Annotated in this window: 26 protein-coding genes and 1 pseudogene; 12 read left to right on the top strand and 15 right to left on the bottom strand. The window is 42.1% G+C overall.

Going from position 1 to position 26,770, the window contains the following annotated elements:
* Positions 1 to 14: 14 nt before the first annotated feature.
* From tkt to acpP, 4 genes are all read right to left on the bottom strand, one after another.
* Entirely contained in the window at positions 15 to 2,042 is a 2,028-nt protein-coding gene (gene tkt, locus AC1F2U_RS14675; RefSeq protein ID WP_480261781.1) for a transketolase, read from the bottom strand.
* 54 nt (positions 2,043 to 2,096) lie between these two features.
* The gene (locus AC1F2U_RS14670; RefSeq protein ID WP_157816647.1) at positions 2,097 to 2,252 is read right to left on the bottom strand and encodes a hypothetical protein; all 156 of its coding nucleotides are present in this window, start codon (positions 2,250 to 2,252) and stop codon (positions 2,097 to 2,099) included.
* 113 nt (positions 2,253 to 2,365) lie between these two features.
* Positions 2,366 to 3,616, bottom strand: a complete 1,251-nt coding sequence (gene fabF / locus AC1F2U_RS14665) for a beta-ketoacyl-ACP synthase II (RefSeq protein WP_480261780.1) — start codon at positions 3,614 to 3,616, stop codon at positions 2,366 to 2,368.
* 235 nt (positions 3,617 to 3,851) lie between these two features.
* On the bottom strand, positions 3,852 to 4,106 hold the full coding sequence (acpP, locus tag AC1F2U_RS14660) for an acyl carrier protein (RefSeq protein WP_480261779.1): 255 nt from the start codon (positions 4,104 to 4,106) through the stop codon (positions 3,852 to 3,854).
* A 423-nt stretch (positions 4,107 to 4,529) separates the two neighbouring features.
* Between acpP and AC1F2U_RS14655 the strand changes: the two genes are divergently transcribed.
* Positions 4,530 to 5,435, top strand: coding sequence for a CoB--CoM heterodisulfide reductase iron-sulfur subunit B family protein (locus tag AC1F2U_RS14655; protein WP_480261778.1), 906 nt, complete (start codon positions 4,530 to 4,532; stop codon positions 5,433 to 5,435).
* A 327-nt stretch (positions 5,436 to 5,762) separates the two neighbouring features.
* Here AC1F2U_RS14655 and AC1F2U_RS14650 read toward each other — a convergent pair whose 3' ends face one another.
* The 6 genes from AC1F2U_RS14650 to AC1F2U_RS14625 all read right to left on the bottom strand — a co-directional run bounded on the left by AC1F2U_RS14650 (position 5,763) and on the right by AC1F2U_RS14625 (position 11,434).
* A complete protein-coding gene (locus AC1F2U_RS14650; RefSeq protein WP_480261777.1) occupies positions 5,763 to 6,494 on the bottom strand; it encodes an iron-containing redox enzyme family protein in 732 nt (243 codons plus the stop codon).
* A gap of 673 nt (positions 6,495 to 7,167) precedes the next feature.
* Positions 7,168 to 8,220, bottom strand: coding sequence for a UDP-3-O-(3-hydroxymyristoyl)glucosamine N-acyltransferase (gene lpxD, locus AC1F2U_RS14645; RefSeq protein WP_480261776.1), 1,053 nt, complete (start codon positions 8,218 to 8,220; stop codon positions 7,168 to 7,170).
* A 134-nt stretch (positions 8,221 to 8,354) separates the two neighbouring features.
* Positions 8,355 to 9,437 (bottom strand): hypothetical protein, encoded by a 1,083-nt coding sequence (locus AC1F2U_RS14640; RefSeq protein ID WP_480261775.1) that lies wholly within the window; start codon positions 9,435 to 9,437, stop codon positions 8,355 to 8,357.
* A gap of 238 nt (positions 9,438 to 9,675) precedes the next feature.
* Complete coding sequence (locus AC1F2U_RS14635) at positions 9,676 to 10,917, bottom strand: BaiN/RdsA family NAD(P)/FAD-dependent oxidoreductase (RefSeq protein WP_480261844.1); 1,242 nt, start codon at positions 10,915 to 10,917, stop codon at positions 9,676 to 9,678.
* Positions 10,918 to 10,968: 51 nt separating this feature from the next.
* A complete protein-coding gene (rd, locus tag AC1F2U_RS14630) occupies positions 10,969 to 11,133 on the bottom strand; it encodes a rubredoxin (protein ID WP_334719257.1) in 165 nt (54 codons plus the stop codon).
* A gap of 106 nt (positions 11,134 to 11,239) precedes the next feature.
* Positions 11,240 to 11,434, bottom strand: a complete 195-nt coding sequence (locus tag AC1F2U_RS14625; protein ID WP_292729343.1) for a hypothetical protein — start codon at positions 11,432 to 11,434, stop codon at positions 11,240 to 11,242.
* 422 nt (positions 11,435 to 11,856) lie between these two features.
* On the opposite strand from AC1F2U_RS14625, the gene AC1F2U_RS14620 reads away from it, so the two are divergent.
* The gene (locus tag AC1F2U_RS14620; RefSeq protein WP_334879475.1) at positions 11,857 to 12,423 is read left to right on the top strand and encodes an SRPBCC family protein; all 567 of its coding nucleotides are present in this window, start codon (positions 11,857 to 11,859) and stop codon (positions 12,421 to 12,423) included.
* A 95-nt stretch (positions 12,424 to 12,518) separates the two neighbouring features.
* Here the strand turns inward: AC1F2U_RS14620 and clpB are convergent, their stop codons facing one another.
* Positions 12,519 to 15,137 carry an ATP-dependent chaperone ClpB gene (clpB, locus tag AC1F2U_RS14615; RefSeq protein ID WP_480261774.1) on the bottom strand — a complete coding sequence of 873 codons (2,619 nt, stop codon included), beginning with the start codon at positions 15,135 to 15,137 and terminating at the stop codon, positions 12,519 to 12,521.
* Between the two features lie 473 nt (positions 15,138 to 15,610).
* On the opposite strand from clpB, the gene AC1F2U_RS14610 reads away from it, so the two are divergent.
* From AC1F2U_RS14610 to AC1F2U_RS14595, 4 genes are all read left to right on the top strand, one after another.
* Positions 15,611 to 17,059: a DUF2157 domain-containing protein gene (locus AC1F2U_RS14610; protein ID WP_480261773.1), complete on the top strand. Its 1,449-nt coding sequence runs from the start codon at positions 15,611 to 15,613 to the stop codon at positions 17,057 to 17,059.
* Between the two features lie 176 nt (positions 17,060 to 17,235).
* Positions 17,236 to 17,892 (top strand): GDYXXLXY domain-containing protein, encoded by a 657-nt coding sequence (locus tag AC1F2U_RS14605; protein ID WP_480261772.1) that lies wholly within the window; start codon positions 17,236 to 17,238, stop codon positions 17,890 to 17,892.
* Between the two features lie 125 nt (positions 17,893 to 18,017).
* Positions 18,018 to 18,401 (top strand): hypothetical protein, encoded by a 384-nt coding sequence (locus tag AC1F2U_RS14600; RefSeq protein WP_480261771.1) that lies wholly within the window; start codon positions 18,018 to 18,020, stop codon positions 18,399 to 18,401.
* A gap of 165 nt (positions 18,402 to 18,566) precedes the next feature.
* A complete protein-coding gene (locus AC1F2U_RS14595; RefSeq protein WP_012410754.1) occupies positions 18,567 to 18,821 on the top strand; it encodes a TIGR02450 family Trp-rich protein in 255 nt (84 codons plus the stop codon).
* A 245-nt stretch (positions 18,822 to 19,066) separates the two neighbouring features.
* On the opposite strand, the gene AC1F2U_RS14590 is transcribed toward AC1F2U_RS14595, so the two are convergent.
* A complete protein-coding gene (locus AC1F2U_RS14590; protein WP_480261770.1) occupies positions 19,067 to 19,198 on the bottom strand; it encodes a hypothetical protein in 132 nt (43 codons plus the stop codon).
* 324 nt (positions 19,199 to 19,522) lie between these two features.
* Between AC1F2U_RS14590 and bchL the strand changes: the two genes are divergently transcribed.
* From bchL to AC1F2U_RS14565, 5 genes are all read left to right on the top strand, one after another.
* Positions 19,523 to 20,389, top strand: coding sequence for a ferredoxin:protochlorophyllide reductase (ATP-dependent) iron-sulfur ATP-binding protein (bchL, locus tag AC1F2U_RS14585; RefSeq protein WP_069070723.1), 867 nt, complete (start codon positions 19,523 to 19,525; stop codon positions 20,387 to 20,389).
* A 32-nt stretch (positions 20,390 to 20,421) separates the two neighbouring features.
* A complete protein-coding gene (locus AC1F2U_RS14580) occupies positions 20,422 to 21,216 on the top strand; it encodes a DUF5331 domain-containing protein (protein ID WP_480261769.1) in 795 nt (264 codons plus the stop codon).
* 201 nt (positions 21,217 to 21,417) lie between these two features.
* Positions 21,418 to 22,821, top strand: coding sequence for a ferredoxin:protochlorophyllide reductase (ATP-dependent) subunit N (locus tag AC1F2U_RS14575; RefSeq protein ID WP_480261768.1), 1,404 nt, complete (start codon positions 21,418 to 21,420; stop codon positions 22,819 to 22,821).
* Between the two features lie 162 nt (positions 22,822 to 22,983).
* Positions 22,984 to 23,898 (top strand): nucleotidyl transferase AbiEii/AbiGii toxin family protein, encoded by a 915-nt coding sequence (locus AC1F2U_RS14570; protein WP_480261767.1) that lies wholly within the window; start codon positions 22,984 to 22,986, stop codon positions 23,896 to 23,898.
* A gap of 11 nt (positions 23,899 to 23,909) precedes the next feature.
* Positions 23,910 to 24,053: a hypothetical protein gene (locus AC1F2U_RS14565; protein ID WP_480261766.1), complete on the top strand. Its 144-nt coding sequence runs from the start codon at positions 23,910 to 23,912 to the stop codon at positions 24,051 to 24,053.
* Between the two features lie 54 nt (positions 24,054 to 24,107).
* Here AC1F2U_RS14565 and AC1F2U_RS14560 read toward each other — a convergent pair whose 3' ends face one another.
* Entirely contained in the window at positions 24,108 to 25,517 is a 1,410-nt protein-coding gene (locus AC1F2U_RS14560; protein ID WP_480261765.1) for a hypothetical protein, read from the bottom strand.
* Between the two features lie 225 nt (positions 25,518 to 25,742).
* Between AC1F2U_RS14560 and AC1F2U_RS14555 the strand changes: the two genes are divergently transcribed.
* Positions 25,743 to 26,009: a hypothetical protein gene (locus AC1F2U_RS14555; protein WP_480261764.1), complete on the top strand. Its 267-nt coding sequence runs from the start codon at positions 25,743 to 25,745 to the stop codon at positions 26,007 to 26,009.
* On the opposite strand, the gene AC1F2U_RS14550 is transcribed toward AC1F2U_RS14555, so the two are convergent.
* Both AC1F2U_RS14550 and AC1F2U_RS14545 read right to left on the bottom strand, forming a co-directional pair.
* Positions 26,002 to 26,334 carry an element excision factor XisI family protein gene (locus AC1F2U_RS14550; protein WP_480261763.1) on the bottom strand — a complete coding sequence of 111 codons (333 nt, stop codon included), beginning with the start codon at positions 26,332 to 26,334 and terminating at the stop codon, positions 26,002 to 26,004. The two genes, AC1F2U_RS14555 and AC1F2U_RS14550, sit on opposite strands and share 8 nt — an antisense overlap.
* Positions 26,322 to 26,738: pseudogene (locus AC1F2U_RS14545) on the bottom strand (element excision factor XisH family protein). The gene AC1F2U_RS14550 and the pseudogene AC1F2U_RS14545 overlap by 13 nt, the downstream one beginning before the upstream one ends.
* Positions 26,739 to 26,770: the final 32 nt, after the last annotated feature.

The raw sequence follows: 26,770 nt of genomic DNA, 5'->3' as shown, positions 1-26,770 counted from the left end.
ATATTCTGTTGCTATTAACCCAACAATTGTTTAGCCTTAGCTAATACATTATCAACGCTAAAACCAAACTTCTCTAAACAAACACCACCTGGAGCCGAAGCACCAAAGCGATCGATACTAACAGTATCGCCTTCAGTACCTACATATTTGTGCCAACCGAAACTAGCGGCAGCTTCTACAGACAAACGCTTGGTGACAGCTTTCGGCAGAATGGATTCTTTATAAGCCGCATCCTGTGCTTCAAACAGTTCCCATGAAGGTAGCGAGACAACACGAACTTTCTTACCTTCGGCTGTAAGTTTTTCGGCTGCGCCGACGGCGAGGCTCAGTTCTGAACCAGTACCAATCAGAATGATATCAGGTGTACCTTCGCTATCCACCACGGTGTATCCACCCTTGGCTACGCCTTCAACCGATGTACCTGCCAAGTTGGGGACGTTTTGACGGGTGAACGCCAATAGAGACGGAGCGTTTTGCTTCGCTTGCTCGATCGCTATTTTATAAGCGCCAGAGGTTTCGTTACCGTCTGCGGGACGAAACACTAATAAATTAGGAATAGCTCGCAAGGAAGCTAGAGTTTCAATGGGTTGGTGTGTCGGGCCATCTTCACCTTGTCCAATGGAATCGTGAGTCATCACCCAAATCACGCCAGCTTGGGAAAGGGCAGATAAGCGGATGGCAGCACGCATATAGTCTGTGAAGATCAAGAAGGTAGCACCGTAGGGGATTAATCCTGAAGTGTGCAGCGCTATACCATTACAGATTGCGCCCATAGCATGTTCCCGCACACCAAAGTGGATGTTGGGGTTTTCGTAGTGCCCTTTTTGGAAGTCGCTCTTGCCCTTGATTTCGGTCAAGTTGGAGTGGGTCAAGTCAGCCGAACCACCAATCAATTCAGGTAAAACCCCTGCCAGTTTGTTGAGGCAAGTTTCTGAGTGTTTACGGGTGGGTAGTCCTTTGTCTTCGGGGGTGTAGGTGGGTAGTACGTTATCCCAACCGTCGGGTAGCTTGCTGCTTAGGTAACGTTCAAATTCAGCCGCTTCTTGGGCATACTTAGCTTTGTAGTCGGCAAAGGTTTTGTTCCATTCGGTTTCGTAACCTGCGCCGCGCTCCACTGCTTTGCGTGTGTGGTTGAGGGCTTCTTCGGGTATTACGAAAGGCTCGTATTCCCAACCCAAATTTTTCCGAGTCAATGCTATTTCGTCTCCACCAAGGGCAGCGCCGTGAACGCCAGCAGTGTTTGCTTTATTGGGGGAACCGTAACCAATAATGGTTGTTACTTTGATGAAAGATGGCTTATCGGTGACAGCTTTAGCCGCTTCAATTGCTTTGGCGATCGCTTCTAAATCGGTGTTGCCGTCTTCGACGTGTTGGACGTGCCAACCGTAAGCTTCAAAGCGCTTGGAAACATCTTCGGTAAATGCCACATCTGTGGAACCGTCGATCGAAATGTGGTTGTCGTCGTACAGAGCGATGAGTTTGCCTAATCCTAAGTGTCCTGCAAAAGAACAAGCTTCACCAGAAATTCCTTCCATGTTGCAACCGTCACCTACAATTACGTAGGTGTAATGGTCAACAATCTTGCTATCGGGTTTGTTAAATTTAGCGGCAAGGTGCGCTTCGGCGATCGCTAAACCGACACCATTAGCAATTCCTTGACCTAATGGGCCAGTGGTGACTTCTACGCCTGGGGTCATGAAGTTTTCGGGGTGTCCGGGGGTTTTAGACTCCCATTGGCGGAATTGCTTGATATCTTCAATGCTTACACTGTCGTAGCCTGTCAAGTAAAGCAGGGCGTACTGCAACATCGAGCCATGACCGGCAGATAAGACAAAGCGATCGCGATTAAACCATTTGGGATTCTTGGGATTAAACTTCAAAAAGCGATCCCAGAGGACAAAAGCCATCGGAGCCGCACCCATTGGTAGTCCTGGGTGTCCCGATTTTGCTTTTTCTACGGCATCAATAGCCAAGAAGCGGATCGAGTTAATAGCCAGTTCTTCGACGGACAATTCTTTGGCGGATTGGGTTGCAACAGTCATAATCTCTTGTTTTTAACGACGGGTTAGCACTCTTCGTAGCTTCTCTTGCTGGGGTTATTTTAGATTCCCCACAGTATCCTCATCATCCCACTCCCGCTTGTCGATGGACAAGCGGGATCTCCTGAGTTTCTGGTGATAAATCAAGCTGATAATTGGGTCATGCTGAACGCTTAAATTATATCGGAATGATATTTCTGATACTTTGGGCATAGGGCATGGGGCATTGGGCATTGGGCAAACGAGCAGAGTCGGATTAAACTACTGAATTCTGAATTCTGCCTCACTTCGACTATGCTCAGTGACCACCTGCCTCCTGCCTTCTTTTAAACGTATTTTTTAAAGGCCAGTGTGACATTGTGACCGCCAAACCCAAAAGAATTGGATATTGCTATCTCGACTTTTTGAGCGCGGCTAGAGTGAGGCACGTAATCTAAGTCACACTCTGGATCGGGATTTTCCAGATTGATTGTCGGTGGAATTTGGTCATTAGCGATCGCTAGTACTGTTGCGACTGCTTCAATACCTCCAGAACCGCCCAATAAATGACCTGTCATCGATTTGGTGGAGCTAATTGCCACCTTATAGGCATGTTCTCCCAAAGCTTTTTTGATTGCTGAGGTTTCAGTTGAATCGTTAGCTGGGGTACTAGTGCCGTGGGCATTAATATAGCTAATTTGTTCGGGAGTTATTCCAGCATCTTTAAGAGCCAGTTCGATCGCTCTAGCGGCTCCGAGTCCACCGGGTACGGGGGAGGTGATATGGTAGGCATCACAGGTCATGCCATAGCCGATCATTTCGGCATAAATGTGAGCGCCGCGACTTAGGGCGTGTTGCAGTTCTTCGAGAATTAAAATTCCCGCACCTTCACCCAAGACAAATCCGTTGCGATCGCGGTCAAAGGGACGGCTAGCATGAGCCGGGTCATCATTGTTAAAAGAGAGTGCTTTGCAGGCGGCGAAGCCAGCTATCGACAAAGGTGTGACAGCTGATTCCGTTCCCCCACAAATCATCGCCTGGGCATATCCCCCTTGAATTAAGCGAAAAGCATCTCCAATGGCATTAGAACCAGCAGCACAGGCAGTTACAGGACAAGAGTTTGGCCCTTTAGCACCCGTGTGAATTGCCGTTAATCCTGCGGCCATATTGGCGATCATCATTGGGATCATGAATGGACTACAGCGATCGGGACCACGGTTGAGGTAGATAGTTTGCTGGTCTTCTAATACCTTAATCCCACCAACGCCAGAACCGATCGTGACACCTACCTGTTCTGCATTCAGGTCATTGATCGCTAACTCCGAGTTAGCTAGAGCCTGTTTTGCTGCTGCAACCCCAAATTGGGAAAATCGATCCATGCGCTTGGCCTCTTTGCGCTCCAAGTAATCATGCGGATCGAAGTTTTTCACCTCACCAGCAATCCGGCAATCATGGCGAGACGCATCAAATAATGTGATGTAGTCAATGCCATTGCGTCCACTCAATAATCCATTCCAATATTCTGTTGCTGTGTTACCTATAGGTGTAATCGCGCCAACACCAGTTACAACAACGCGTTTACGTGTATGATCTGTCATGATTCAGTTAAAAATGGCGAAAAAGCAGCAGGCAAAAAATTTGAGGTTAGCGACTAGGTACTGGTGAGCCAGCGCGGTCTTAAAGGTTTCCTTTACGAGCGACTGGCATCGGATTTGCTGACTTCAAGTGACTGTCGTTAACGTCAGCATTAGTGACATTAGCAGCGTCACGCGAAAAGTGGCTAGATATTAGAGAAAAATCTCCCCAATCTCAATCCCCAATTCCAATCCCCAGTTAAGCTGAGGCGGTAACTTTGTTATTGATGTAATCTACTGCCTGTTGAACCGATGTAATCTGCTCGGCAGCTTCGTCGGGAATCTCGATATCAAATTCTTCTTCCAAAGCCATCACCAACTCAACGGTATCGAGGGAATCTGCTCCCAGGTCTTCCATGAACTTGGCTTGTGGTGTGACTTTCTCTGGGGGATCAACACTCAGTTGTTCGATGACGATTTTCTTGACCTTTTCAAAAAGTTCCGCTTGGCTCATAAATAAAAGTCCTTAACCACTTGCTACGATCTGCTCTTTAGAGGAGACATTGTTTTGAGCATATACATCTTATCGTCAAGCGCGATCGCCGGCATACTTCCAAGGGTTTTTCTGTTATAAAACCTCTCCCATTCCTAAAATAAATCGGATAAGTTTTATATAAACACTTGAGCAGTAGAGCGTGCTACGCCATCGTCGATACCGTGTAAATGCTTTGGTTTTTTTATTATTGCTAAAATTTTTTACAATGTCTCGACCAGTATTTACAGCCTTGCTAGCAATTAAGAATATGTAGATGCTGCGACCCTTTAACCTAGACGCTTAAAGGGTAGCTAAACGTCAAACATCAGAACTTTAGTGCTAACAAGGGAATGATAAAACAGTTATTGTTTAGAGCGATCGCTCTAACCCAAACATACTTCTATGCTACCTCAGACACTGAAATACGCTTACTTCCCTGGTTGTGTTGCTCAAGGGGCCTGTCGGGAACTTTACCAATCAACTCAAGCGCTCACCCAAGTACTGGGCATTGAACTAGTTGAACTTAAAAAAGCTGCTTGCTGCGGTTCCGGCACATTTAAAGAAGATTCGCAACTGCTAGAAGATACAGTCAACGCCAGAAATATTGCCCTAGCAGAAGAATTAAATCTGCCCTTACTTACCCATTGCAGCACTTGTCAAGGTGTTATCGGTCACGTCAACGAACACCTGAAAGAATGTAAGACTTCTAACCCTGTTTACATTGAACAGGTTAATGGCTTGTTAAATAAAGAAGGTTGTTCGCCTTATCGCGGCAGTACTGACGTTAAACATCTTCTTTACGCCTTAGTAACAGATTACGGTTTAGAGGAAATTACCAAACGCGTCACCCGGAAGTTAACTGGATTAAAATGTGCGGCTTTTTATGGCTGTTATCTCCTCCGCGCCCAAAAATCTATGCCTTATGACGACCCTTTTCAACCGGAAGCGATGGAAAATATGTTTCGGGCGGTGGGTGCAACACCAATTTATTACCGAGGGCGGACGCAATGTTGTGGTTGGCCCCTTGCTAGTTATGCCACTACCCAATCTTTTAAAATGGCGGGGATGCATATTCAGGACGCTTTAGCGTCTGGTGCTGACTGTATAGTTACACCTTGTCCTCTGTGCCACTTAAATTTAGATTCGCGTCAGCCAGAGGTAGAAAAGGTGATTGAACAGAAGCTAGGTTTACCAGTGTTGCATTTACCCCAATTGATTGCTTTGGCACTTGGCGTTAGTCCAAAAGAACTGGGTTTAGACCGTCACATTGTTTCCACAAAGCCAGTGTTGGAAAAATTAGGATTTTAGTTTATGGAGTACAAGGGACTTACAGCACTTTGCAACTAAATGAGGTACAGAACCAAGGATTCACAAATCAAATTATTCTTTTTCCTCCTGCCTCCTGCCTGGTTGTTGAGCGTAGTCGAAACACTGCCTCCTGCTTCAAAACCAGTGACTTTGTACCTCATGCAAAAGAAAACTGCTGTAAGTCCCTTGCCTGGTTAATTGATTGGACTTTGGACAGGAATAATTGTTTTGATAAAAAAATTTCCAAAATTACCCAACTTGTAATATATAAGACTGGTAATTTTGGATAACTTTTATTAAACTCTAATTTTGAGAATCGATTTGGTATTAGCTTTGTAAAGTCAACGCTTCTTTTTCGATGTTTTCATCCATCCAAGAAAACATATCGCCAATTGATTTAACCATATCTTCGACTCCTTCACGGAAGAGTTCAACATCTTTCTCAGACTTGGTATAAATTTGAGCCACTTGAATCAATTCGTCTGTATGTTCTGGGTCTAAGTGGCAGTGGAGATGAAAATATTCGATTGTATGGTCATCAATACCTTTAAATATCTTACGAAGTCCTTCGATGTATTTGATGAAAATTCCAGGTAAGACTTGCTCAATTGCTGCAAATCTTCCTAAAGAGCGTACTATCGGTTCATCATCACAAAATTCAAATTTTTTAAAGCGTAATGCCGGAATGAGAAACGCTCCATCATCGGCATTGATATCAATTTGAGGACAATTAATACCTTTCATAAAACGCATAAATAATGCTACATGAGCAAGGTCTGAGTCGAGTTCTCCATGCTCTGTAAATGCATTTTCTAGCATAATCGTTCTAGCATGGTAACTATCCATTTTAGACGCAACCTTCAAAAAAGCCATATTGAATCTGTTTGAGCCAGGTAGCATTTTCATTGCAAACTGGCGGATTGCATCTTGTGAAAATTCTCCTTTGGCAAAGCGTTGAACAAAGGGATGTAAAGACAAATCCTGTACAGTTGTGAGTTCTAACAAAATTTGCTGTAATTGGTTCGATATCTTAGTATCCAAAGAAAGAATTGCAGTCATTATTCTAGGAGATAAATGGATTTTGTTGATGTTTGATTGTCTAATTGGGCGTGAATATATAGACAATTATTCACGCAGCTTGCATGGCAAAAAATGCATACCCTTTGTAACTATGTTTTGGAGTATGTTTGCAAATGCTTATTAACAAATACTTGATTGACTGATTGAATGTGAATAATGGACAATTACTAAGGCAGTTTACATAGCAAAATGTGCAAACCTTTTGTAACCATATTTCACAAGTTTGCAAATCCTTATTTAGGTTAGGATAAGCTTTAAAATTGACATTATCTTCAATAATTGAGGCTAAACTTTAACTATAATGCGTTCCAAAAATTTTTGTTTTTGGTTAACTGATCTGTACGCGTAGTTGCTGTGAATAATTAGTTACCTCTTTTTAAAGGAATTCCGTAAAAGTTCGTACTTTGTCCTAATAAAAATTCTAGTGTTTTATTTTTTCGTAAGCAAATAAAAAAACATCATTAACTAAATCTTTACTTTTTTCTACAAATTTCTAAAGTTGGGATAAAATTATCAATAAACTTTTTTTGTCATCTGTCAATAGGAATAAAAACAAAATCCTTTTGAAGAAGAATACAGAATGGGGCGTGCAAGATTCACGCCCCACAAGAGTTAATTTGAATTTGGTTATGTAATTTAGATAACTTTCAGCTTATTCATTGCTATTTTTGAATTGACGTTGCAATTGTTTTAGCGATTGATACATATCTGGCAGGCGACCATAAACAGCACATACCTTGAGATATAGTTTGTAAGGAAGGGCTGGAGTTCCGCAGACAACTTCTCCTGGTGCAACATCGCTGTGAATTCCAGTTTGAGCAGATGTCATCGCCCCATCTCCCATCTTCACTTGATTGACTATTCCTGTTTGTCCAGCTAAAATAACGCGATTTCCCAGTTTCACCCCTCCCGCCATGCCAACTTGACCTGCGATCGCACAGCTAGAACCAATTTGGCAACCGTGACCTATTTGCACTAAGTTATCAATTACTGTGTTGCGACCTACCCGTGTTTCTCCGACGGCTGGGCGGTCAATACCACTGTTGCAGCCAACTTCCACGCCATCTTCTAAAACTGTATAGCCGGATTGTTCCATTTTGAACCAACCAGTCCGGGTAGGAACAAAACCAAAGCCTTCTGCACCGATGACAGCACCACTGTGAATGACGCAATCTGCACCGATGCGGGTGCGTTCGTGGATAGTACAGTTGGCGTGTAAGGTGGTGCGATCGCCTATTTTGGCATCTGGATAAATCACCACATTCGGATGAATGATTGCCCCATTGCCAATTTCTACGCCTTGTTGAATCACAGCATGGGGGCCAATGTAAACATCACTACCAACTTTTGCGGTGGAGTGAATCACAGCAGTGGGATGAATTTCTGGGGTAGGGCGATATGGTTGATAAAAAAGTGCGATCGCTTTGGCAAACAATAATCGCGGATCTGAGGTTGCTATCCAGACAATACCTCTTTCTTGTGCAAGCGCTTGTAATTTTTCGTCCTGGGGCAAAATTAAAGCACTAGCATTGGTATTGCCAACAAAAGACCCAAATTTTGCACCTTCTACATAACTGATCGTACCGTTGGTAGCTTCATCAATGGCTGCTACCCCTGTAATTTCTAAGTCTTGGTCTGGGTTGCTAGTCAGGCTATGATTGGTGGCTGCGTCACCAAATTGACGGAGGATTTCGCTGAATTTCATTGTTGGGTGTGTTCAAAATTGATCTACAATCGCAAGATAATTTTCCCTCTTTATGCTCCAATACAGTAATTTTGTAGACGCGTAGCGGTGAGGCAATCAGACTGTTCCTAAATTCACTTCAGGTTGGATTAACTTTACTGACATTCTTCTGTTGATGGCTCTCGTGAGCTTACTTTCACAGAATCTTGTCTCAATAGCGTCTTGAGGCGTTGATTATCTTCGGTAGCGATCGTTTCACCATAGTGATGAAGTTGAAAAAGTTGGCAATAACGGTTTTGTTTAGCGCAAATCAAGCAGCCATAGGCATGATTGCCGTTAGTACCGCATAGCCGATGTCCCATCACTGGGCCCAGAGAAATATTTTGCTCGCTAGCAACAGTGCTGAGAATTGAGCGTAGTTTTGACTCGAACTCCAATGACAAGTATTGCTTACGTCCTGGTTGTGTACGATCCCATTCTGGAACGATTAATTCCTGTTTTAACAGACTCGCTTCAATCTCTTCAGACATCACAAGCCCAGATAAAATAACGTGACGGGAAACATAAGGCAATAATGTACGTGCTAATTGCCACATTAAAGCTTCATCAAACCACTCTTCAACCAGTGGACGCAGATACCAACAACAGGGAATGCCAAGGTTTACTAAATCTTGCAGCAACTCTACCCGGCTCTGAATTGAGGCTTGTTCATAGCCTGGTTTCAAGGGTGGTAAACTAACAAAGACAGTGACTCGAAGTGAATGAGGTCGCTCTAAAGTTGTTTTGAGGCGCTCTAGAAAAGATTGACCAGGATGGACTTTGGTGGTGATGTAAACGATGTTGGCAGCTTTGCGGTCAATAAGTGCATCCAGAATTGATAGTACGCGTTCTCGATGGACTGGAATAAAAGGGTCAGAGTAATCGCACAGTGAAATTGGAAAGCCCTTTTGTCCCTCCTGGGTAGCAAAAATGTAATCTAGCAAAAGATTGAGCAGGTCAACTGGATTTGAGACATCCTGAAAATTTTGTGGATGATGATGCCATTCACGGTCTTGATGACAGACACAATAGGCACATTCAATCGGGCAACGATTCTGAGCGTTTGGTAAAAATGGATTGAGGCTGAAGTATTTTACAGCACGCTCCTCATCAGGAACACCAAGCACTGGAAAGCCATGCAGCATATACTGGCTTCCCTGCAACCTAATTTCAGACGCAGCATTTTTATCAGTATTCATATATTTTTTATGAAAAAAGTAATACACCCGGAAAAATTTGCCTTCTCTAGGGTGGCTGGTATGAATGTAGAGTGGCAAGGTGGGAAATGCTGGAGAATTAGTAAGAATTTTGATAAGTAAATATAGTTAAGTAGCGATCGCTTGTTCCTAAAGAACTGGTAAATGCGTTGAGGTTAACACGGAGAAAAATCTCCGCGTCTTTGTGTCACTCCAAATCCATCAATTTTGGATCGGCAGACTATTCGTGGTTATTCGCCATTGCCATGCCTGCTAAATACCCTGTTGTCCAAGCACTTTGGAAGTTAAACCCACCGGTAACGCCATCAATATCTAAGATTTCTCCGGCAAAATAAAGACCAGGAACTAACCTACTTTCCATCGTCTTGAAGTTGACTTCTTTGAGCTTGACACCGCCACAGGTAACAAATTCTTCTTTGAAGGCTCCTTTACCGTTGATTAAGTATTGTCCCTGAGTAAGTTCTTGCACCAGTTGATTTAAGGTTTTACTAGATATTTCTGCCCAACGATCATCAGTAGTAATGCCTACACGGGCAATGATATATTGCCAGAGACGATGGGGTAGGTCAACGCCGCGATGCAATGCGATCGCTTTCTTTCCCCATTCATCTTTAACTGCTAAAACTTTTTCTCGCACTTGTTCTTGGTGCAAATCAGGCAGCCAATTAATCAATAATCTGGCTTGGTAGCGGCTTTCGTGCAGAACTCTTGCACCCCAAGCAGAAAGCTTCAAAACAGCCGGGCCACTCAAACCCCAGTGGGTAATTAGCAATGGCCCAGTTTGTTGTAATTGGGATTTTCCGCCCGCAGAGAACCGCAATTGAGCGGGGTTAACGCTAACTCCAGCCAATTCCCGCAGCTTTTGATCGACAATGTTGAAGGTAAATAACGAGGGTACTGGCGGTTCAATTTGATGACCTAACTCTCGGACAATTTTATAACCCGCAAGGCTGCTACCGGTTGCCAAAAGTAGGCGATCGCATTTAATCGTCTCTCCCGACTTCAGAAAAATATCAAATCCCCCGTCTGCTGCGGTTTGTTTCACGGAAGTTACATGCGTACCGATACGGAGTTTTACCCCAGATTTCGCCACCCCTTTAATTAGGCATTCCACAATGGTTTCTGAAGTGTTGGTGACAGGAAACATCCGGCCATCAGCTTCCGTTTTGAGATAGACTCCACCAGTAGCAAACCAAGCTACTGTATCTTGAGGCCCAAACCGAGTCAAAGCACCCCGCAAAGCTTTTGCACCTCTGGGGTAATTTTGCACTAACTCCTCCGGTTCAAAGCAAGCGTGAGTGACGTTGCAGCGTCCGCCACCAGAAATTAGCACTTTCGCTAGGGGTTGGCGACTGGCTTCGAGTAAAGTAACTTGGGCATCAGGATTGGCTTTAGCACAAGCGATCGCGCCAAAAAATCCTGCTGCCCCACCCCCAATAACTACAATTTGTAACGGTAACAATTTCAAAAATGTCTCTTTTACAGCACCTACTTTCTAGGCTAGCTGTTATTTTCACTCTTCATCAGGTTCAAAGTCGGCTTTTGTCGCACCACAAGTTGGACATGACCAATCTTCTGGGATATCTTCAAAGGCTGTTCCCGGTGCTATGTCGCTATCTGGATCGCCTTCTGCTGGGTCATATATATAGGCACAAACAGTACATTTATACTTTGCCATGTTCCTTTCCCCTCGTAAATTGTTGACATTGCTTCCCTATTAAATACTTTTGGCAATCAGTTGACAAATGACAAATGACAAATGACCAATGACAAATGACAAATGACTAAAAACGCCACCATGTCCTTTGGGCGTAACTGATAATTCCGATCGCGATCGCCCCAAGTAGCAAGAGCCAAATAATTCCACCTGGGATAAAAGTGAGAATACCAATACCTCTCAGTACCCAGACGGCAACGCTAATGCCGAGAAGTGTACCAAAAATCTGGATTAATCTACGATTTAAAGAAGATTGATTCACCTAATTTTCCTCTCAACTCAACAGACATTACACTTGATATTGATAATTAAAATATGAAGTTACGATGAAGTTATAGTTTCATCAGAAATAACACGTAAAAACTGAGAGATACTATCCAAACTTTAGGGTAAGGTACTTGATGTTAAATCGTGTTTGTGCCATTCTAGCTGTTAACAACGCAGTTTTTCATTTACAAGTATTACTTTGACAAAAGTCACTGAAGTATTAATTATGTTAATTGTGATAAGAAACACAGTTTTTACAGTAAAGTAACTGAAATGATGAGCAAAAAATCATCCTTTCCGGAAAAGATAAGTATTAAACTGGAACTAATTTAATAATGGGTTGGATCTAAATCAAGTTTTATGGCTTGTAGTTTCAACTCTATTTAGGTGGATGAGTTGAGGAGTAACTTAATCATTATGTCTGCGTCTTATATATCAGATTCAATTATTGCAGGTTCAGATATGGCTTGGAGTCAAGACAAGCAAAAGTTGCTGGTACAGGGTGAAATTCTGCTAGAAACGCGATCGCACAAGCTATCGGGTGGGGCGGTGACAGCCTGGATGTATTTGCCGATGGTGCGATCGCACGTTTGGCAGCAATTAACTGATTATCCCCGCTGGGTACAATATTTTCCCGATATCACCAAGAGTGAGGTAATACATAAAGGTGAAGTCAAACGTCTGTATCAAGCAGCACAAAAAGCCTTCTTCTTTTTTACGGCTCAAGTGGAAATTTACCTCAATGTTGTAGAAGTGCTGGGGCAGCAAATCCAATTTCGCATGGTAAATGGGACTTTTGAGGACTTTAACGCCAATTTAGAACTACAAGATTGTGGTAATGGCACAATACTTGCTTATACTGTGCAAGCGACACCTCTAATTCCAATTCCATCTATTTTTATTCAACAAGCGATGAATTTAGAGTTGCCTGCAAATATGCGTAAAATGCGACAAGTTATGTGTAAGACTCAATCAAAAGTTTAGGCATTGCTGATAGGATTTTCACTTTACTTCTAGATAATTCAAAAACCCGCTCTCTGTGAGAAAACGGGTTTTTGTGTGTGATTTATCAGGTGTAATTATCCGGTAAAGACTTCAACTGGTAAACGGCTAAACGACAACCTTTCATTTTGCACATCTACAAAGATGGTGTTGCCGTCGTTGAATTCGCCGCGCAAGATGGATTTAGCAATTTGCGTTTCTAATTCTCGCTGAATCGCCCGCTTCAGTGGACGCGCCCCATACACTGGGTCGTATCCTACTTCTGCTAAAAAGTCAAGGGCAGCATCCGATAGTTTGAGAGATATTTTGCGATCGCTCAATCTTTGCCGCAATCTTTCCACTTGCAATAGCACAATATGCCGCAATTCCTTCTTATCTAAACCGTGGAAGATGATGATTTCATCAATCCGGTTCAGGAACTCTGGACGGAAGCTATTCCGCATTGCTTCCATGACTCGACGGCGCATTTCGTCGTAGTGGCTGTTATCTCCGGCGATATCAAGAATGTACTGCGAACCGATGTTGCTGGTCATGATGATAATAGCGTTCTTGAAGTCCACCTTATGACCTTGGGCATCTGTGACGCGACCATCATCAAGAATTTGCAAGAAGATATTGAAGACATCGGGGTGTGCTTTCTCGATTTCGTCGAAGAGAATCACTGAGTAAGGACGGCGGCGAATCGCTTCTGTAAGTTGTCCGCCTTCTTCGTAGCCTACGTATCCTGGAGGCGCACCGATTAAGCGAGAGACGGCGTGTTTCTCCATGTACTCCGACATATCGATTCGCACCAACGCATCTTCGCTATCGAACATATACGCCGCCAGCGCTTTCGCCAATTCGGTTTTACCAACACCCGTAGGCCCAAGGAAAACAAAGCTAGCGATGGGACGATTAGGATCGGCTAATCCAGCGCGCGATCGCTGAATTGCATCGGCTACAGCTGTGACTGCTTCTTCTTGTCCAACCACCCGACGGTGCAGTTCATCTTCTAAATGCAACAGTTTTTCTTTCTCAGATTCCACCAACTTACTGATCGGAATTCCCGTCCATTTAGAAATAATTTCGGCAATATCAGCTTCTGTGACTTCTTCTCGTAATAGTGATTTCCCACTTCTTTGAGTGCTTGCCAATTCAGCTTCTACTGCTTCCAATTGACGATGCAAACTAGTTAAATTACCGTATTTCAACTCCGCAGCCCGGTTAAGGTCGTAGTCGCGTTCTGCTTGCTGAATCTCTAAGTTGACCCGTTCAATCTCTTTTTTAACAGACTGAATTTTGTCAATGATATCTTTTTCAGACTGCCATTGAGTATTCAGCGTTTTTTGTTCTTCTTTGAGATCGGCAATTTCTTTTTCCAGTCTTCCTAGACGTTCGCGAGAAGCGGCATCGCTTTCCTTTTGCAGCGATAGCTTCTCCATTTCCAATTGCAGAATCTTGCGATCGATTTCGTCGAGTTCTTCAGGTTTGGAGGTAATTTCCATTTTCAGCCTAGCGGCGGCTTCGTCTACCAAGTCAATGGCTTTATCTGGTAAGAAGCGATCGCTAATATATCGACTCGACAATACGGCGGCTGCAACTAAAGCACTATCAGAAATCTTCACCCCGTGGTGGTTTTCATAACGTTCTCTCAACCCGCGCAAAATCGAAATACTATCTTCTACACTGGGTTGATCCACATAAACTTGCTGGAAACGTCTTTCCAATGCGGCATCTTTTTCGATATGTTTGCGGTATTCATCTAAAGTTGTCGCCCCAATACAGCGCAATTCGCCCCGCGCCAACATTGGTTTTAACAAGTTACTAGCATCCATCGCGCCTTGGGTTGCACCAGCGCCGACAACAGTGTGAATTTCATCAATAAATAAAACAATCTTGCCGGTAGATTCAGTAACTTCTTTTAATACCGCTTTTAGACGTTCTTCAAATTCACCCCGGAATTTTGCCCCTGCAATCAAAGCACCCATATCTAAAGCGATTAGTTTGCAGTCTTTGAGGGATTGAGGTACATCACCTGCAATAATACGCTGTGCTAATCCTTCGGCGATCGCAGTTTTACCAACACCCGGTTCACCAATTAGCACAGGATTATTCTTAGTGCGGCGAGAGAGAATTTGTACAGTCCGACGAATTTCATCATCCCGCCCAATCACTGGATCGAGTTGACCTTTACGCGCGGCTTCTGTAAGGTCACGCCCGTATTTTTCCAGTGCTTCGTATTTGCCTTCTGGATTTTGGTCGGTCACTTTTTGACTCCCACGAATTTGTTTAATAATATTTTTTAGCTTGCCTTCGTCTAAACCAAATTCTTGGAATAAACCTTTGCCAAAACGGTCATCTTTAGCGTAAGCCAGTAATAAGTGTTCAATTGAAATATATTCGTCTTCAAACTCTTTGCGATATCCGTCTGCTCGATCTAGAAGTGTATCCAAGCTGCGTCCCAAGTAAACAGAACTGCTAGTACCGGATACTTTCGGCTGACGTTGAAAAAATTGTTCAGTGCGATCGCGCAGTTTTTGAAGATTAACACCTGCCTTGGTGAGAATGCCAGTTGCTAGACCATCTTGTTCTAACAGCGCTTTCATCAGGTGTTCGCTTTCTATCTGCTGCTGTTGATATTGTTTCACAATATCCGGGGTATGGGCGATCGCTTCCCAGGCTTTTTCTGTAAATTGATTTGGATTAGTTGGTTGCATAGGCTTTTTTGAGGAACGTAAACGCCCAACCATGAGACAATGCTGCCCAGAGTTATCTGAGTGCCGACTTCCGATATAATCGCCCGGACAGCAGCTTGTCTTCAGATATCAGAACTTTGGGGGAACACTTTTTGGGCGAAGTGTCCATCGCATACAGAACAAGAATCAGTTTTGTTCTGATATCGTCATTGTAAAAACATAGAGGCGACTAGCTGGATCGGTCTTTACATCTTTATAGAGTAGTATTACCGCTCTTGGAAATAAAAACTCCTTATTTGTACTTTCTAGGCAGTCGTGAGATGTTTAAGGCAATGAACTAGGCGATCGCCTTAAATGGTGTCAAGCCCATCTTTACTTTCACACCTGTATTGCGTAAAACAGTCGAGCGACACTGTAAGTATAATTAGCTTCATTGATTTGACGAGCATATTTCTCGTCCCATATTCCATTTGCTTACAGCCTCGGAGAAAATCATGTTACTTGATAATTTTCGCCGCCAGTTGCGTCAAGAAGCGCAACTATGGCAGGATGAAGGACTTATTGATGCCGATTTTTACCAAATACTCGCACAAAGGTATCAATTTAATAATCTAGAAACTGCCGCTCGCGATCGCTTCGTTTTTATCTTGATCGCTGTGGGTGCAACATTGTTAGGCTTAGGTGTAATTACTTTTGTAGCTGCCAACTGGCAAGCTTTGAATAGAGAAGCCAAGTTAACACTACTGTTAAGTTTATTCCTGATAACTAATATTGCTGGTTTTATTTTGTGGAGACAACCTGCAAGCAATAATATTTCCCCAAGAAGCCGAAAACGCCGCCAACAGGTCTTTGGAGAAGGCTTGCTACTTTTAGGTGCGTTGACGATAGGCGCAAATATAGCGCTGTTGGCGCAAATGTTCCATATTAGCGGTTCAAGTTACGAACTGTTCTTAATTTGGGGGTTGGCTGTTTTGCTAATGGCTTACGGTTTGCGCTTGACTTCCTTGGGGATGCTTGCCCTGATTCTAGTACTAATCGGGTATTCGATCGGATGCTTCGATGGGTACTTTGCACAAAATGAGCTGACATGGGCGCGGCTGGTAATACAACATCTGCCCCTACTCTTAGGTGTAGTATTTGTACCTTTAGCTTACTGGTGTCGTTCCCGTTGGATTTTCAGAATTGCGGCGATCGCATTTGTTACATCTTGGCAATTTCATCTCCAGTCGCTGCAAGTTCTGACATATAAAGATGCTCCACCTTGGATTGCTATAGCCGCCTTTGCCCTCCCCCCAGCATTATTGTGGAGTTATGATGACTTACTATTTTGGCGAGTTTCTTCCAGGCTATTTCAGCCCTTTGCTAGGACTTTAGCTAGGGTGTTTTTCAGCATCACGTTTTACTACCTGTCTTTCCGTTGGTTATGGTCAAATCCATCTGTTGGTTATTACACTGAATTTCAAAATAATCACTTAGCAACTTCGCTACCCTTTATTGATGTGGCAATTTTCACAGTTTTAGCTCTGTGGCAATGGTGGCATTTGCTACGAGCAACAGGCAACAGGGAACGCCAAGGAATAGATTTCAAGACAATCTTTATTGGCAGCTTGATTGTCATAACTGCTTTATTAATCTTCGTTCATCAAGCTATCACTTTGATTCCAGCCATTCCCATATTTGCTTTTAATGTCCTTTTAGCAGTGTTAGGGTTTGAACTAATTCGCGAAGCGCTGGAGTCAGGACAACGACGCGATTTTTGGGGTGGACTAATATTATTAACACTACAAATTATCAGCCGAACGCTAGAGTACGACACCGCTTTACTCTTAAAATCTTTAGTTTTTGTTTTGTGCGGTGTCGCTGTAATTTTTGCTGGATTGTGGTTTGAACGTTATTTGTCGTCTTTACCAGTTTTATCAACTTCTGATGAGAATCGGTCATAATACAAAATCTCTGTCAAAAAAGCACTAATTACTTGAACCATATCTTTTTTTGCATCTTTCGTGGTTCGTTTAATAAATATCAAGTGCATTTTTATGCAGAATTTATGTAATAAATTTATGAATTTCAAAAAAGCCGATTGTTCAATACTTAAAACTCATTTTTCGGATTATTCCCTATGGAAACTAATCAAGCATTACCTTTGCAAAATGAACCTTCAAAAAAACCTATAGCTTTTTGGCGGTTTGTAGTTCCCCTGCTAATTCAAACAGCGATCATCATAGCAGTACCAGCCCAATCAGTTTACACATTTGTTACAGGTAAAACAGCTATTTTGCAAACTCTACCTGTAGATCCTTACGATTTGCTGCGCGGTTACTCTGTGACGCTAAATTATCAAATTTCTCGCATAGATAATTTAAAAAAACTTCCTGGTTGGGGAGATTTGGTGAAGCAAAATCCTGCTACCGATAAACGAGGCGAGCCTTTGGCGCAGGGAACCAACTTGTATATAATTTTGGAAGAGCAAAAATCCTCTGGTGGAATTCCTCAAGCTTGGAAACCTGTGCGCGTAAGTGGACAACTCCCAACTTCCTTAGCTGCAAATCAGATAGCCTTAAAAGGTCAATATAGTGGCTATAATTCGATTACTTATGGCTTAGAAACTTACTACATCCCAGAGGATCAACGGAACGATATTAACAATGATATCTCTAAAGCCCGATCAATCAAACCAGGACAGCCGCAACCGATAGTAGTGGAAGTGAAAGTGAATGCACAAGGTAAAGCGATACCTATAAATATGTGGGTACGCGATCGCAAATATCATTTTTAATTCTCAGCAGTGCAAGGTGTTGTTAAACTCCATCAACTTTCAAGTCAATGGTACAAAACCATCTCCGTATCTCCTTATTCCCCTGCCCTCACACAGAGTTACCATAATTCCAGGTCGCCTAGTGGATGCTGAAAATGATTGACCCCTACGACTTTGAAGATGATAACTTTGATTTTGAGGATGAGGATTTCTTGAAAATAAAACCCATCAGCCAAATGACTGAAGGGGAAAAGCTACAGAGGTTTAAGCGGTTCTTCGACAGCAGCAGCCGTGCTATGTTGCAAGACTGCCTATTTCGCATCGTCGATTACGAAGATGGTACGGGTACGTTAGAAATTCTTTGCCTTAATGAAGTTGTAAGGCAACGACTTTCCAAGAAAAAGCGCAAAATTACCAACAACATTAATACCTGCTGGAGTCATATCAGATGGTTTTCGCTATGCGTCCAGCAAGATAGTGAGTTGGATTGCCAGAAGTTTACCCGTAATGGTGATTTGGTGACATCTTAATTTGAGTATTGGGGACTGGCGATAAAAAAAGTGTTTTCCCAATACCTAATGACAAATACTTCGGCTCCTTTCGACTTCGCTATCTCGGCTCCGGTTCCATCGAACGAAGTCGAGATGCTCGGCACAAGTCAAGGCAAGTCGCTCAGTACAAGTGACAAATGACAAATGACTAAAAAACAAAAGTTTCCTTACCTAGTCGGTTCTAAATGGACAGCACAGCGAAAAGTTGATGGCTGGCGGCACTTCCAAGTTGTCAATCGTAAAAATCAGGCTAAGTGGGTTTACGCCGAAATGGTTGCTTCTTGCGATCCTAAAGTCCGTTTTTGGATAAATGCCAAATTATTACAAGATAATTCCCAGTGGCAGGCTGGCTGGCAAACATTACAGGAAATCCAGGAAATTGAAACTGAGGTGTCCTAATTACCTTCAATACATAGACTGAAATAAATTAGGACTTACGCACACTCTACGTTTCTTCTCTTACTCTTAGCCCACGCAGGTGGGCTAAATTTGTGTAGCCACGAATCCTATTCGCTCGGCTTAGACTTAGAAAATATTTGCAAAAGTAATAATATTTTACAAAATCACACTCACTCACTCTCAAGCAGCAATTAAATAGTTGTGACTAACGACTGAAAACTAGCAATTTATCTACGATACCTTCTCTACGAGACGCTACGCGAACGGTGAGCTACGCTAACGCAAATTCCAGTAGTATTTCCAGCATCAGGCTGCACATACCTTTCTTTACCGTTGACTCTGCGCCCCAATGCCTTGAAAACACGTTGTAAAAACATCAGCTAATTCTATGAAAAGCATTCAAAAAAGCAGATTTCAGTTTTTTGTATTTTGTAACTATTTTTATAAAAATAAGTAATAAAATTTTTTTAATGGCTCTTTTAAGAGCTTTTAAAGTCTTTAAGCCTGATAAAAATCCCAATAGTCATAATTAAGCTTTAATTCATCGGATAAAACCGTTTTACAGATTAGGAGCCACTTTCTTTTCTAGGTAATTTGCCCAATAATGACATCAACAGACCTCACGCATCGCCATCTCAGGAAAGGTGAAGGCAAATGTTTGAGCCACAAGTTTGACAAAAAGCTATAAGAGGGAAACAACAGTGAAACTAGCAGTCTACGGAAAAGGTGGTATCGGTAAATCCACAACTAGCTGTAATATATCCGTCGCCCTAGCTAAACGTGGCAAGAAAGTGCTGCAAATTGGTTGCGACCCAAAACATGACAGCACCTTCACCCTGACTGGGTTTTTGATTCCGACAATTATCGACACCCTTCAAGAAAAGGACTATCACTACGAAGATGTCTGGCCAGAAGATGTAATTTACAAAGGCTACGGCGGTGTTGATTGCGTAGAAGCTGGTGGGCCACCTGCGGGTGCTGGATGCGGTGGATACGTAGTCGGTGAAACCGTGAAATTACTTAAAGAACTCAACGCTTTTGATGAATACGATGTAATTCTCTTTGACGTTCTAGGTGACGTAGTTTGCGGTGGTTTTGCAGCACCACTCAACTATGCAGATTACTGCCTGATTGTTACAGACAACGGCTTTGATGCTTTATTTGCTGCTAATCGGATCGCTGCTTCAGTCCGCGAAAAAGCAAGAACTCACCCACTGCGTTTAGCCGGGTTAATTGGCAATCGCACCTCCAAGCGCGACTTGATTGAAAAATATATAGAAGCAGTGCCCATGCCAGTTCTAGAAGTTTTACCTTTAATTGAAGATATCCGTGTTTCCCGTGTGAAAGGTAAGACTTTGTTTGAGATGGCAGAGCAAGATCCTTCCCTAGACTACGTTTGCGACTACTATCTCAACATCGCCGACCAAATTCTAGCGCGTCCCGAAGGTGTTGTACCTAATGACACACCAGATCGGGAGTTGTTCGCTTTGTTATCCGATTTTTATCTAAATCCGGGTAAACCCCAGGTTCCTAATTCAGAAGAGGAACTAGACTTGATGATTGTATAAATCACCAAGTTCTCAGGATGGGGGACAATAACATGGCATTCTTTCACAGCTTTACAGATTCAATAAAGCAAAAGTGGTTGCAATTTTTCCAGAATAATCGAGACTGGATTACCCTCCACATGGAAGTGGAATCGGTGTACACCCCTGATGGCGGGAAGCGACCACCTTCCTACCTCATCCTGGGAGTTCTTAACGCCCTAGAGCCAAAGCTAGCGCAGTTAATGCTGCCCTTTGCCAAACTCAATCCTGACGCCGATACCCTAATTGAGGTGCTGGATTTGCATTTTGACCCAGATTTAGCTCTCGGTAATCGCTTCGTCGTCAACCCAGATGTAGAAAAATACGTAGAAGAAGCAGCAGATGTCATTGATGAAAAGCCTGAAGATGAAACATTGACACACGCTCATACGAATGGCTTTGCAGCGGTGGCAGTAGTTGAAGAGTTCGCAATGGTGGATTCTGAGGATGAAAGCCTGGCAGTCAGCGAGTTGGAAGAAACGGAAAATGGCTTTGGCGATATTTCCTTAACCAACGGACACAACTCAAAAGATGAGTCTCTCCAAAGCTCTAGCTTAGAAGCAGATGAATTTGGGGAAATTGCCTTCGATACAACAGCTGCAACGGAAGTAAAGCTGGATGAAGACGAAGACGAGGCGCTTGGAGATAGTCCACTAGATGAGAATGCGTTTAAAGACGTGTTATCAGATGTCTGGGGTGATGAAACAGCTTTACAAAAGGCTGAAGAAAATAACGATTTTTTGGGGGAAGAACTGCCAGCAGGCGTTTTTGATGAATCAGAAATTGCCCGCCTCTTCCCCAATGCTTAATTATTGCCGTTCTTCGCAATTTTAAGTTTTAGATATGGGACTTCGGCTACGCTCAGTCGAACGATTTTGGATGAGGAATTAGGGAAATTGTCGTTAGACAGCGGATACTTTTGTTGTCCCAGCCTTCAATCCAAAATTATCAATCTAAAATCTAAAAATTGGTTGAACTGCCATTAAATATCAAGGGGAGAAAAAACCAAAATGACTATCGCTCAACAACCAGAAGCTTTAAGCTTTGAATGTGAAACCGGGAATTACCATACCTTTTGCCCAATTAGCTGCGTGGCGTGGTTATACCAAAAAATTGAAGATAGCTTCTTTTTGGTGATTGGGACAAAAACTTGTGGCTACTTCCTGCAAAACGCGATGGGGGTGATGATTTTTGCTGAACCCCGCTATGCAATGGCAGAGTTGGAAGAGGGCGATATTTCAGCACAGCTGAGTGATTATGAAGAGTTAAAACGGTTGTGCTTGCAAATTAAACGCGATCGCAATCCGAGTGTAATTGTCTGGATTGGCACTTGCACCACGGAAATTATCAAAACAGATTTAGAAGGTTTAGCACCGAAACTAGAATCCGAAATCGGGATTCCCATCGTTGTCGCGCGAGCAAATGGTCTAGATTACGCCTTCACCCAAGGGGAAGACACCGTATTAGCAGCAATGGCTAACCGTTGTCCTGATAAGGCTCCTGTGGCGGAAACAGAGAAGAGCGAACGTAATGCGATCGCTAAATTGCTCAACTTCGGTAAGAAGAAAGAAGATGTCGCCCAAGATGAATCTGAATACGTGGATCATCCACCCTTAGTTCTCTTTGGCTCTCTTCCCGACCCCGTGGTTACTCAGTTAACCTTGGAGCTGAAGAAACAAGGCATCAAAGTTTCCGGCTGGCTACCCGCGAAGCGCTTCACAGAACTGCCAGTACTAGAAGAAGGGTATTATGTCGCTGGTGTCAACCCCTTCCTCAGCCGTACTGCTACCACCTTAATGCGCCGCCGCAAGTGTAAACTCATTGGCGCACCCTTCCCCATTGGCCCCGATGGAACCCGCGCTTGGATTGAGAAAATTTGCTCGGTGTTCGGTATTACTCCCAAGGGTTTGGATGAACGGGAAGCACAAATTTGGGCAGGCTTAGAAGATTACGTCAAACTGATTCGCGGTAAGTCTGTATTCTTCATGGGTGATAACTTGCTGGAAATTTCCCAAGCAAGATTCTTAATCCGTTGCGGAATGACAGTTCACGAAATCGGCATTCCCTACATGGATAAGCGCTATCAAGCTGCTGAGTTGGCATTGCTGGAGAAAACTTGCCAGGAAATGAATTCACCTCTACCAAGGATTGTAGAGAAGCCGGATAATTACAATCAACTTCAGCGAATTTATGCGTTGAAACCAGATTTGGTAATTACTGGTATGGCGCACGCTAATCCCTTGGAAGCACGGGGTATTAATACAAAGTGGTCTGTGGAGTTCACTTTTGCTCAAATTCACGGCTTTACGAATGCGCGTGACATGTTAGAGTTGGTGACTCGTCCGTTGCGTCGGAATAATAATTTGAAAGATTTGGGTTGGGATAAGTTGGTGAGAGAAGAAGCGAAGATTTAGATATAGGTTTGGATTGAGCAACAGCATATAATTAAGGCGAACCCAAAAAGTTCGCCTTTTTTGTCTCACAAAGGCGCAAAGGAAGAGCGCCTAAAAATAGTTACAATCAGGTGGATATCGCTAAATCATAACTTAGAGAAAATTTAACCATTAGAGTTAATTATGCTTAAGCTCAATCCACAAAAGCTACCATTTCTAGAGTCTATTGGTTGGCAGCTAAAAAATGTATATCAAATGAGTGAGAAAGAAATTGTTCAATTGTATCAACGCAATTGGCATCATCAAACTACCTTCAAAAATTTAAAACAAGAAGAAAAGGATTTTGTTCATTATTTAGCAAAAAAATATAATTCCTGGATATTAGCGGATTTTGAAATGTTTCATCTCGATCATCATAATAATATACTTAAAATCCTTAATGCTTTCAATCCAGAAGTTTTCAAAAAAGCTTCTGCATACTTTGGCGGTGGTACACTCTTGGCGTTAGAATATGATGAATACAGGCTTAGTAAAGATATTGATTTCCTCTTCCCTTATGGAACTGAAAATTACAGATATTTAAGAAATTTGATTTGTAATGAAGGAATTGTAGCATTATTTGAAAGTACAATAGATATCGAATTAGGTGACAGTACAATAAATCAATATGGTATTCGTTTTCCTATTGTAATCAATGAAACAACTATTAAAGTAGAAATTGTAGCCAATGGGATTTTTACTTTAGACTCTCCTGTTTATCCGAAATGGACAAGAATACCTTGTCTGAGTATAAGCGATAGATTTACATCAAAACTAATGGCTAATGCTGACCGATGGAACGATTCAAGTACACAATCTAGAGATTTGATTGACTTAGCAATATTGCGTGTAAATAACGAAATCCCCACAGGTGCAATCGCTAAAGCTGAAGAGAGCTACGAAGTAAAAAAGCCATTAATTAAAGCCATCACTAATTTTATTGAAAAAGAAAGATATAGAGATAAATGTTTTCATGAGTTAAACATACCTGAAGAAAAATTTTCCATAATAATGGATGGAATCACTTGGCTTCTTGCTGACTTTGAATCTATGAATTAAAGGAATTTAAAATGCAATCATCACTAGCAAACAAGCAAGAATTTATTATTATTGATGTGGGTGATGGAATTCTTTTAAAGGCTAAGAAACCTTTTCCAGAAACTAAGTTAGATGACCTTTTATCACTCAAGACCCTAGCCGAATATCAAAACTAGATTATTACTCTCAGAGACTTTCTTGATTAATTCATTTTTAATCCTGTAATTAGTTCAGATGGAAGGCTGTAACTCTAAAGGTTTGGATGGAATTATATACATTAATTCTGCACCTTCTGGTTTAATTTCTGTAGACGGAGTTAATTTAAGCCAGTCATGAAAGCTGATTCCTAATTGGGATATGGCTTGCAATTCTGTTTGGTAAGATTCAAAGCGGCGATTAGTTTCAATCATAGATTCCATTACTTCAAATACTTGGGGAAGACGTTTATAAGCTTCTTTTTCAAATCTCCCTGTGAATGGAGTAGGATTTCCTCCGAATATGCCCCATTGAATTTCACTACGATCTACAATTGCCGATGGAAGTGATGATAACCATTCATCATGACTTTGAGTTAGTTTAAACATATTCTCGCGTTGCATCTCGAAAACTGTATTTTCATTAAAATTCGGGTCAATCCATTGGTAAATTTGGGTTAGTTTATGTAAATCAATCTGACCTTTAAACTGAGGATGTAAGTATACTGCTGGATTAGAAGTAAGCATGAGCTCAATATATTTGTGAAGCAGCAACCTGATAAATTTTGCTCCTTCTTGAAAACGACGAAGCGCTGTTTCATGTTCTTCTAGTTCTAAATGACAACGTGCTTCCGCAATATAGGCTAGAGATAATGTCAGTATATATTTGTCAATAATTGGGCTTTTCTGGGAAAGTTCATTAACTGTGTAATCTTTGTAAATATGTTCTGCTTCTAAGAAGCGATTGATAGCTTGTAAGGCACTGCTTCTACGATTTTCAGGTTTAGTCATCGTGAAAGCATTAAGTGCTAATTCTATTCCAGCATGGAAATTAGCATAGAAACTCAGGTCAATTTTGCGGTTGACTTTGTTCAATAGTTCTTCCGCTTGTTTTAGGCGTTTTTCTAGCTCATTAAGGCGCTGTGCTATTACAGCAAACCCCATTACTGAAACACCTAGATTAAGTACGCTAGCAGCAGTAGTTACTTGCAAAAAACCTTGAATGAATTGTAGATTCTCCCCAATTTCCCCTAACTGATTTTCAATCCCAGCTAAACGTCCATTGACATCGGCGAAGCCTTTCCCAGAAATAGCCGTATTAGCAACTGTTCCAATCAGATTTATCCCTGAAACAGCTATATTACCTAAACTTGTTTGTTCAACTCCACCCAAGCGTCCACTGACATCAGCTAATCCTTGTTTTGTAGCAGCAGCATTTGCCCCAGAAGCAACAAGATTTGCACCAGAGAAAGCAAGGTTGAGTAAATTGTTAGGGGAAGAACTTAGTGCTGAAATTGGAGAATTATTGGATTCTCTTAACCAAGTAACAATATGTTTGCTTGTTGCGTTTATAATTACACCTCCAACCCTTATTAAAGTTCCATCTTGCAGTCCTTTGGCAATCCAACTAGCAAGTGTAAAAGTTACTGTCAATGGTATAGTCATAATCTTCTCTTGATTGCTAAAATATCTACACTTTACTCAGTATTCCCCCATTGATATGTTGTCTAACAATTCAGCTAATACTAATGCGAGTTCAATTCTGTCTAATCGCGATCGCTCTTTTTAACGAACCATCCACGCCAACAAAGAAAAGCGATCGCTCTTTTTAATCAGAAGATGCAGAGCGATCGCAGATACAATCATAAGTAAAAGGTAAACTTGTAGAAAATGGCTGAAATTGACCGCGCTATCACTGAACTAGCTATCGAGTCATTACCAGATGAGAAGGTTTTAACTCTGTGCGATATGCAGATGGAAACTCAGCAGCAAGAGGTTTTCAGTGACTTGCTAGCCCGTCACCGAGAGGAACAGCTGAATTATATAGAAGTTCGTCAACTAGATGAACTCATGCAGGTCTATCGACGTGGCTTAGTAAGTAAAGCAAGAGCCTTAAAAGTGGCTGTTGAACGCGGCTTGAAACCAGCCCTTAACTAACAGCAAAGTCTGTATATTTTCGTACAGAGGGCAACTGAAAACCTAAAACAATATCCTCTTTTGGGACACCTAATTCAACTAATTCATTAGCAATTCCTACCTCTGTTCCATCTTGCTGAATCCAGATTTTCTCGTCAATAATATCTAAATGGAGAACAGGGCCATATATGCGTTCTTGATCGCGCCAACCTACATAAACTAATTGATAACGATCGTGTTCTGTATCAAAAATTGTCTGTGCTTGAATGCGATTATCCCAAACAGTAGTAGCGTGTTGTTCAAGCAAATTTTTAATATATTGTCGATATACTTCTAGCTTTGCCATTGGGCGATCGCCTCCTGTTCAATATTATAAATTAGTAAACAGAGCTGATTAGTTTTAATTACAGATTGGATAAATGGAAGGATAAAAAACTCATTGTAAACAGTACTAGGAACCGCTAAATATAAAGTACGATTGGCTTCTTATTTTTGTAAAGCAATTCGGTAAATAATAAATTGTCCTAATGCAGCATAAAGTTCTGTAATTTTTGACGGACTTAGAAAACTTTTAATTTCAACAGCTATTTTTTGTCCTTGTTTTTCGGCTGCAATAACTTTTTCTGCTCCTAAATCAACATATAATTCAAGGGTTCCTGCCTGGAGAGCATAAGGATCGTGAGTGATTAACCAGCCATCTTTCTCAAGTACTGTTTTGACAACTGTATGAAAAGCATCTTTAGCAGACACAAGTTTAATTCCAATTTATGGCGGTGCTTGAT

Source organism: Nostoc sp. LEGE 12454 (assembly GCF_056620565.1).
This window is presented reverse-complemented; position numbering and strand designations above follow the sequence as displayed.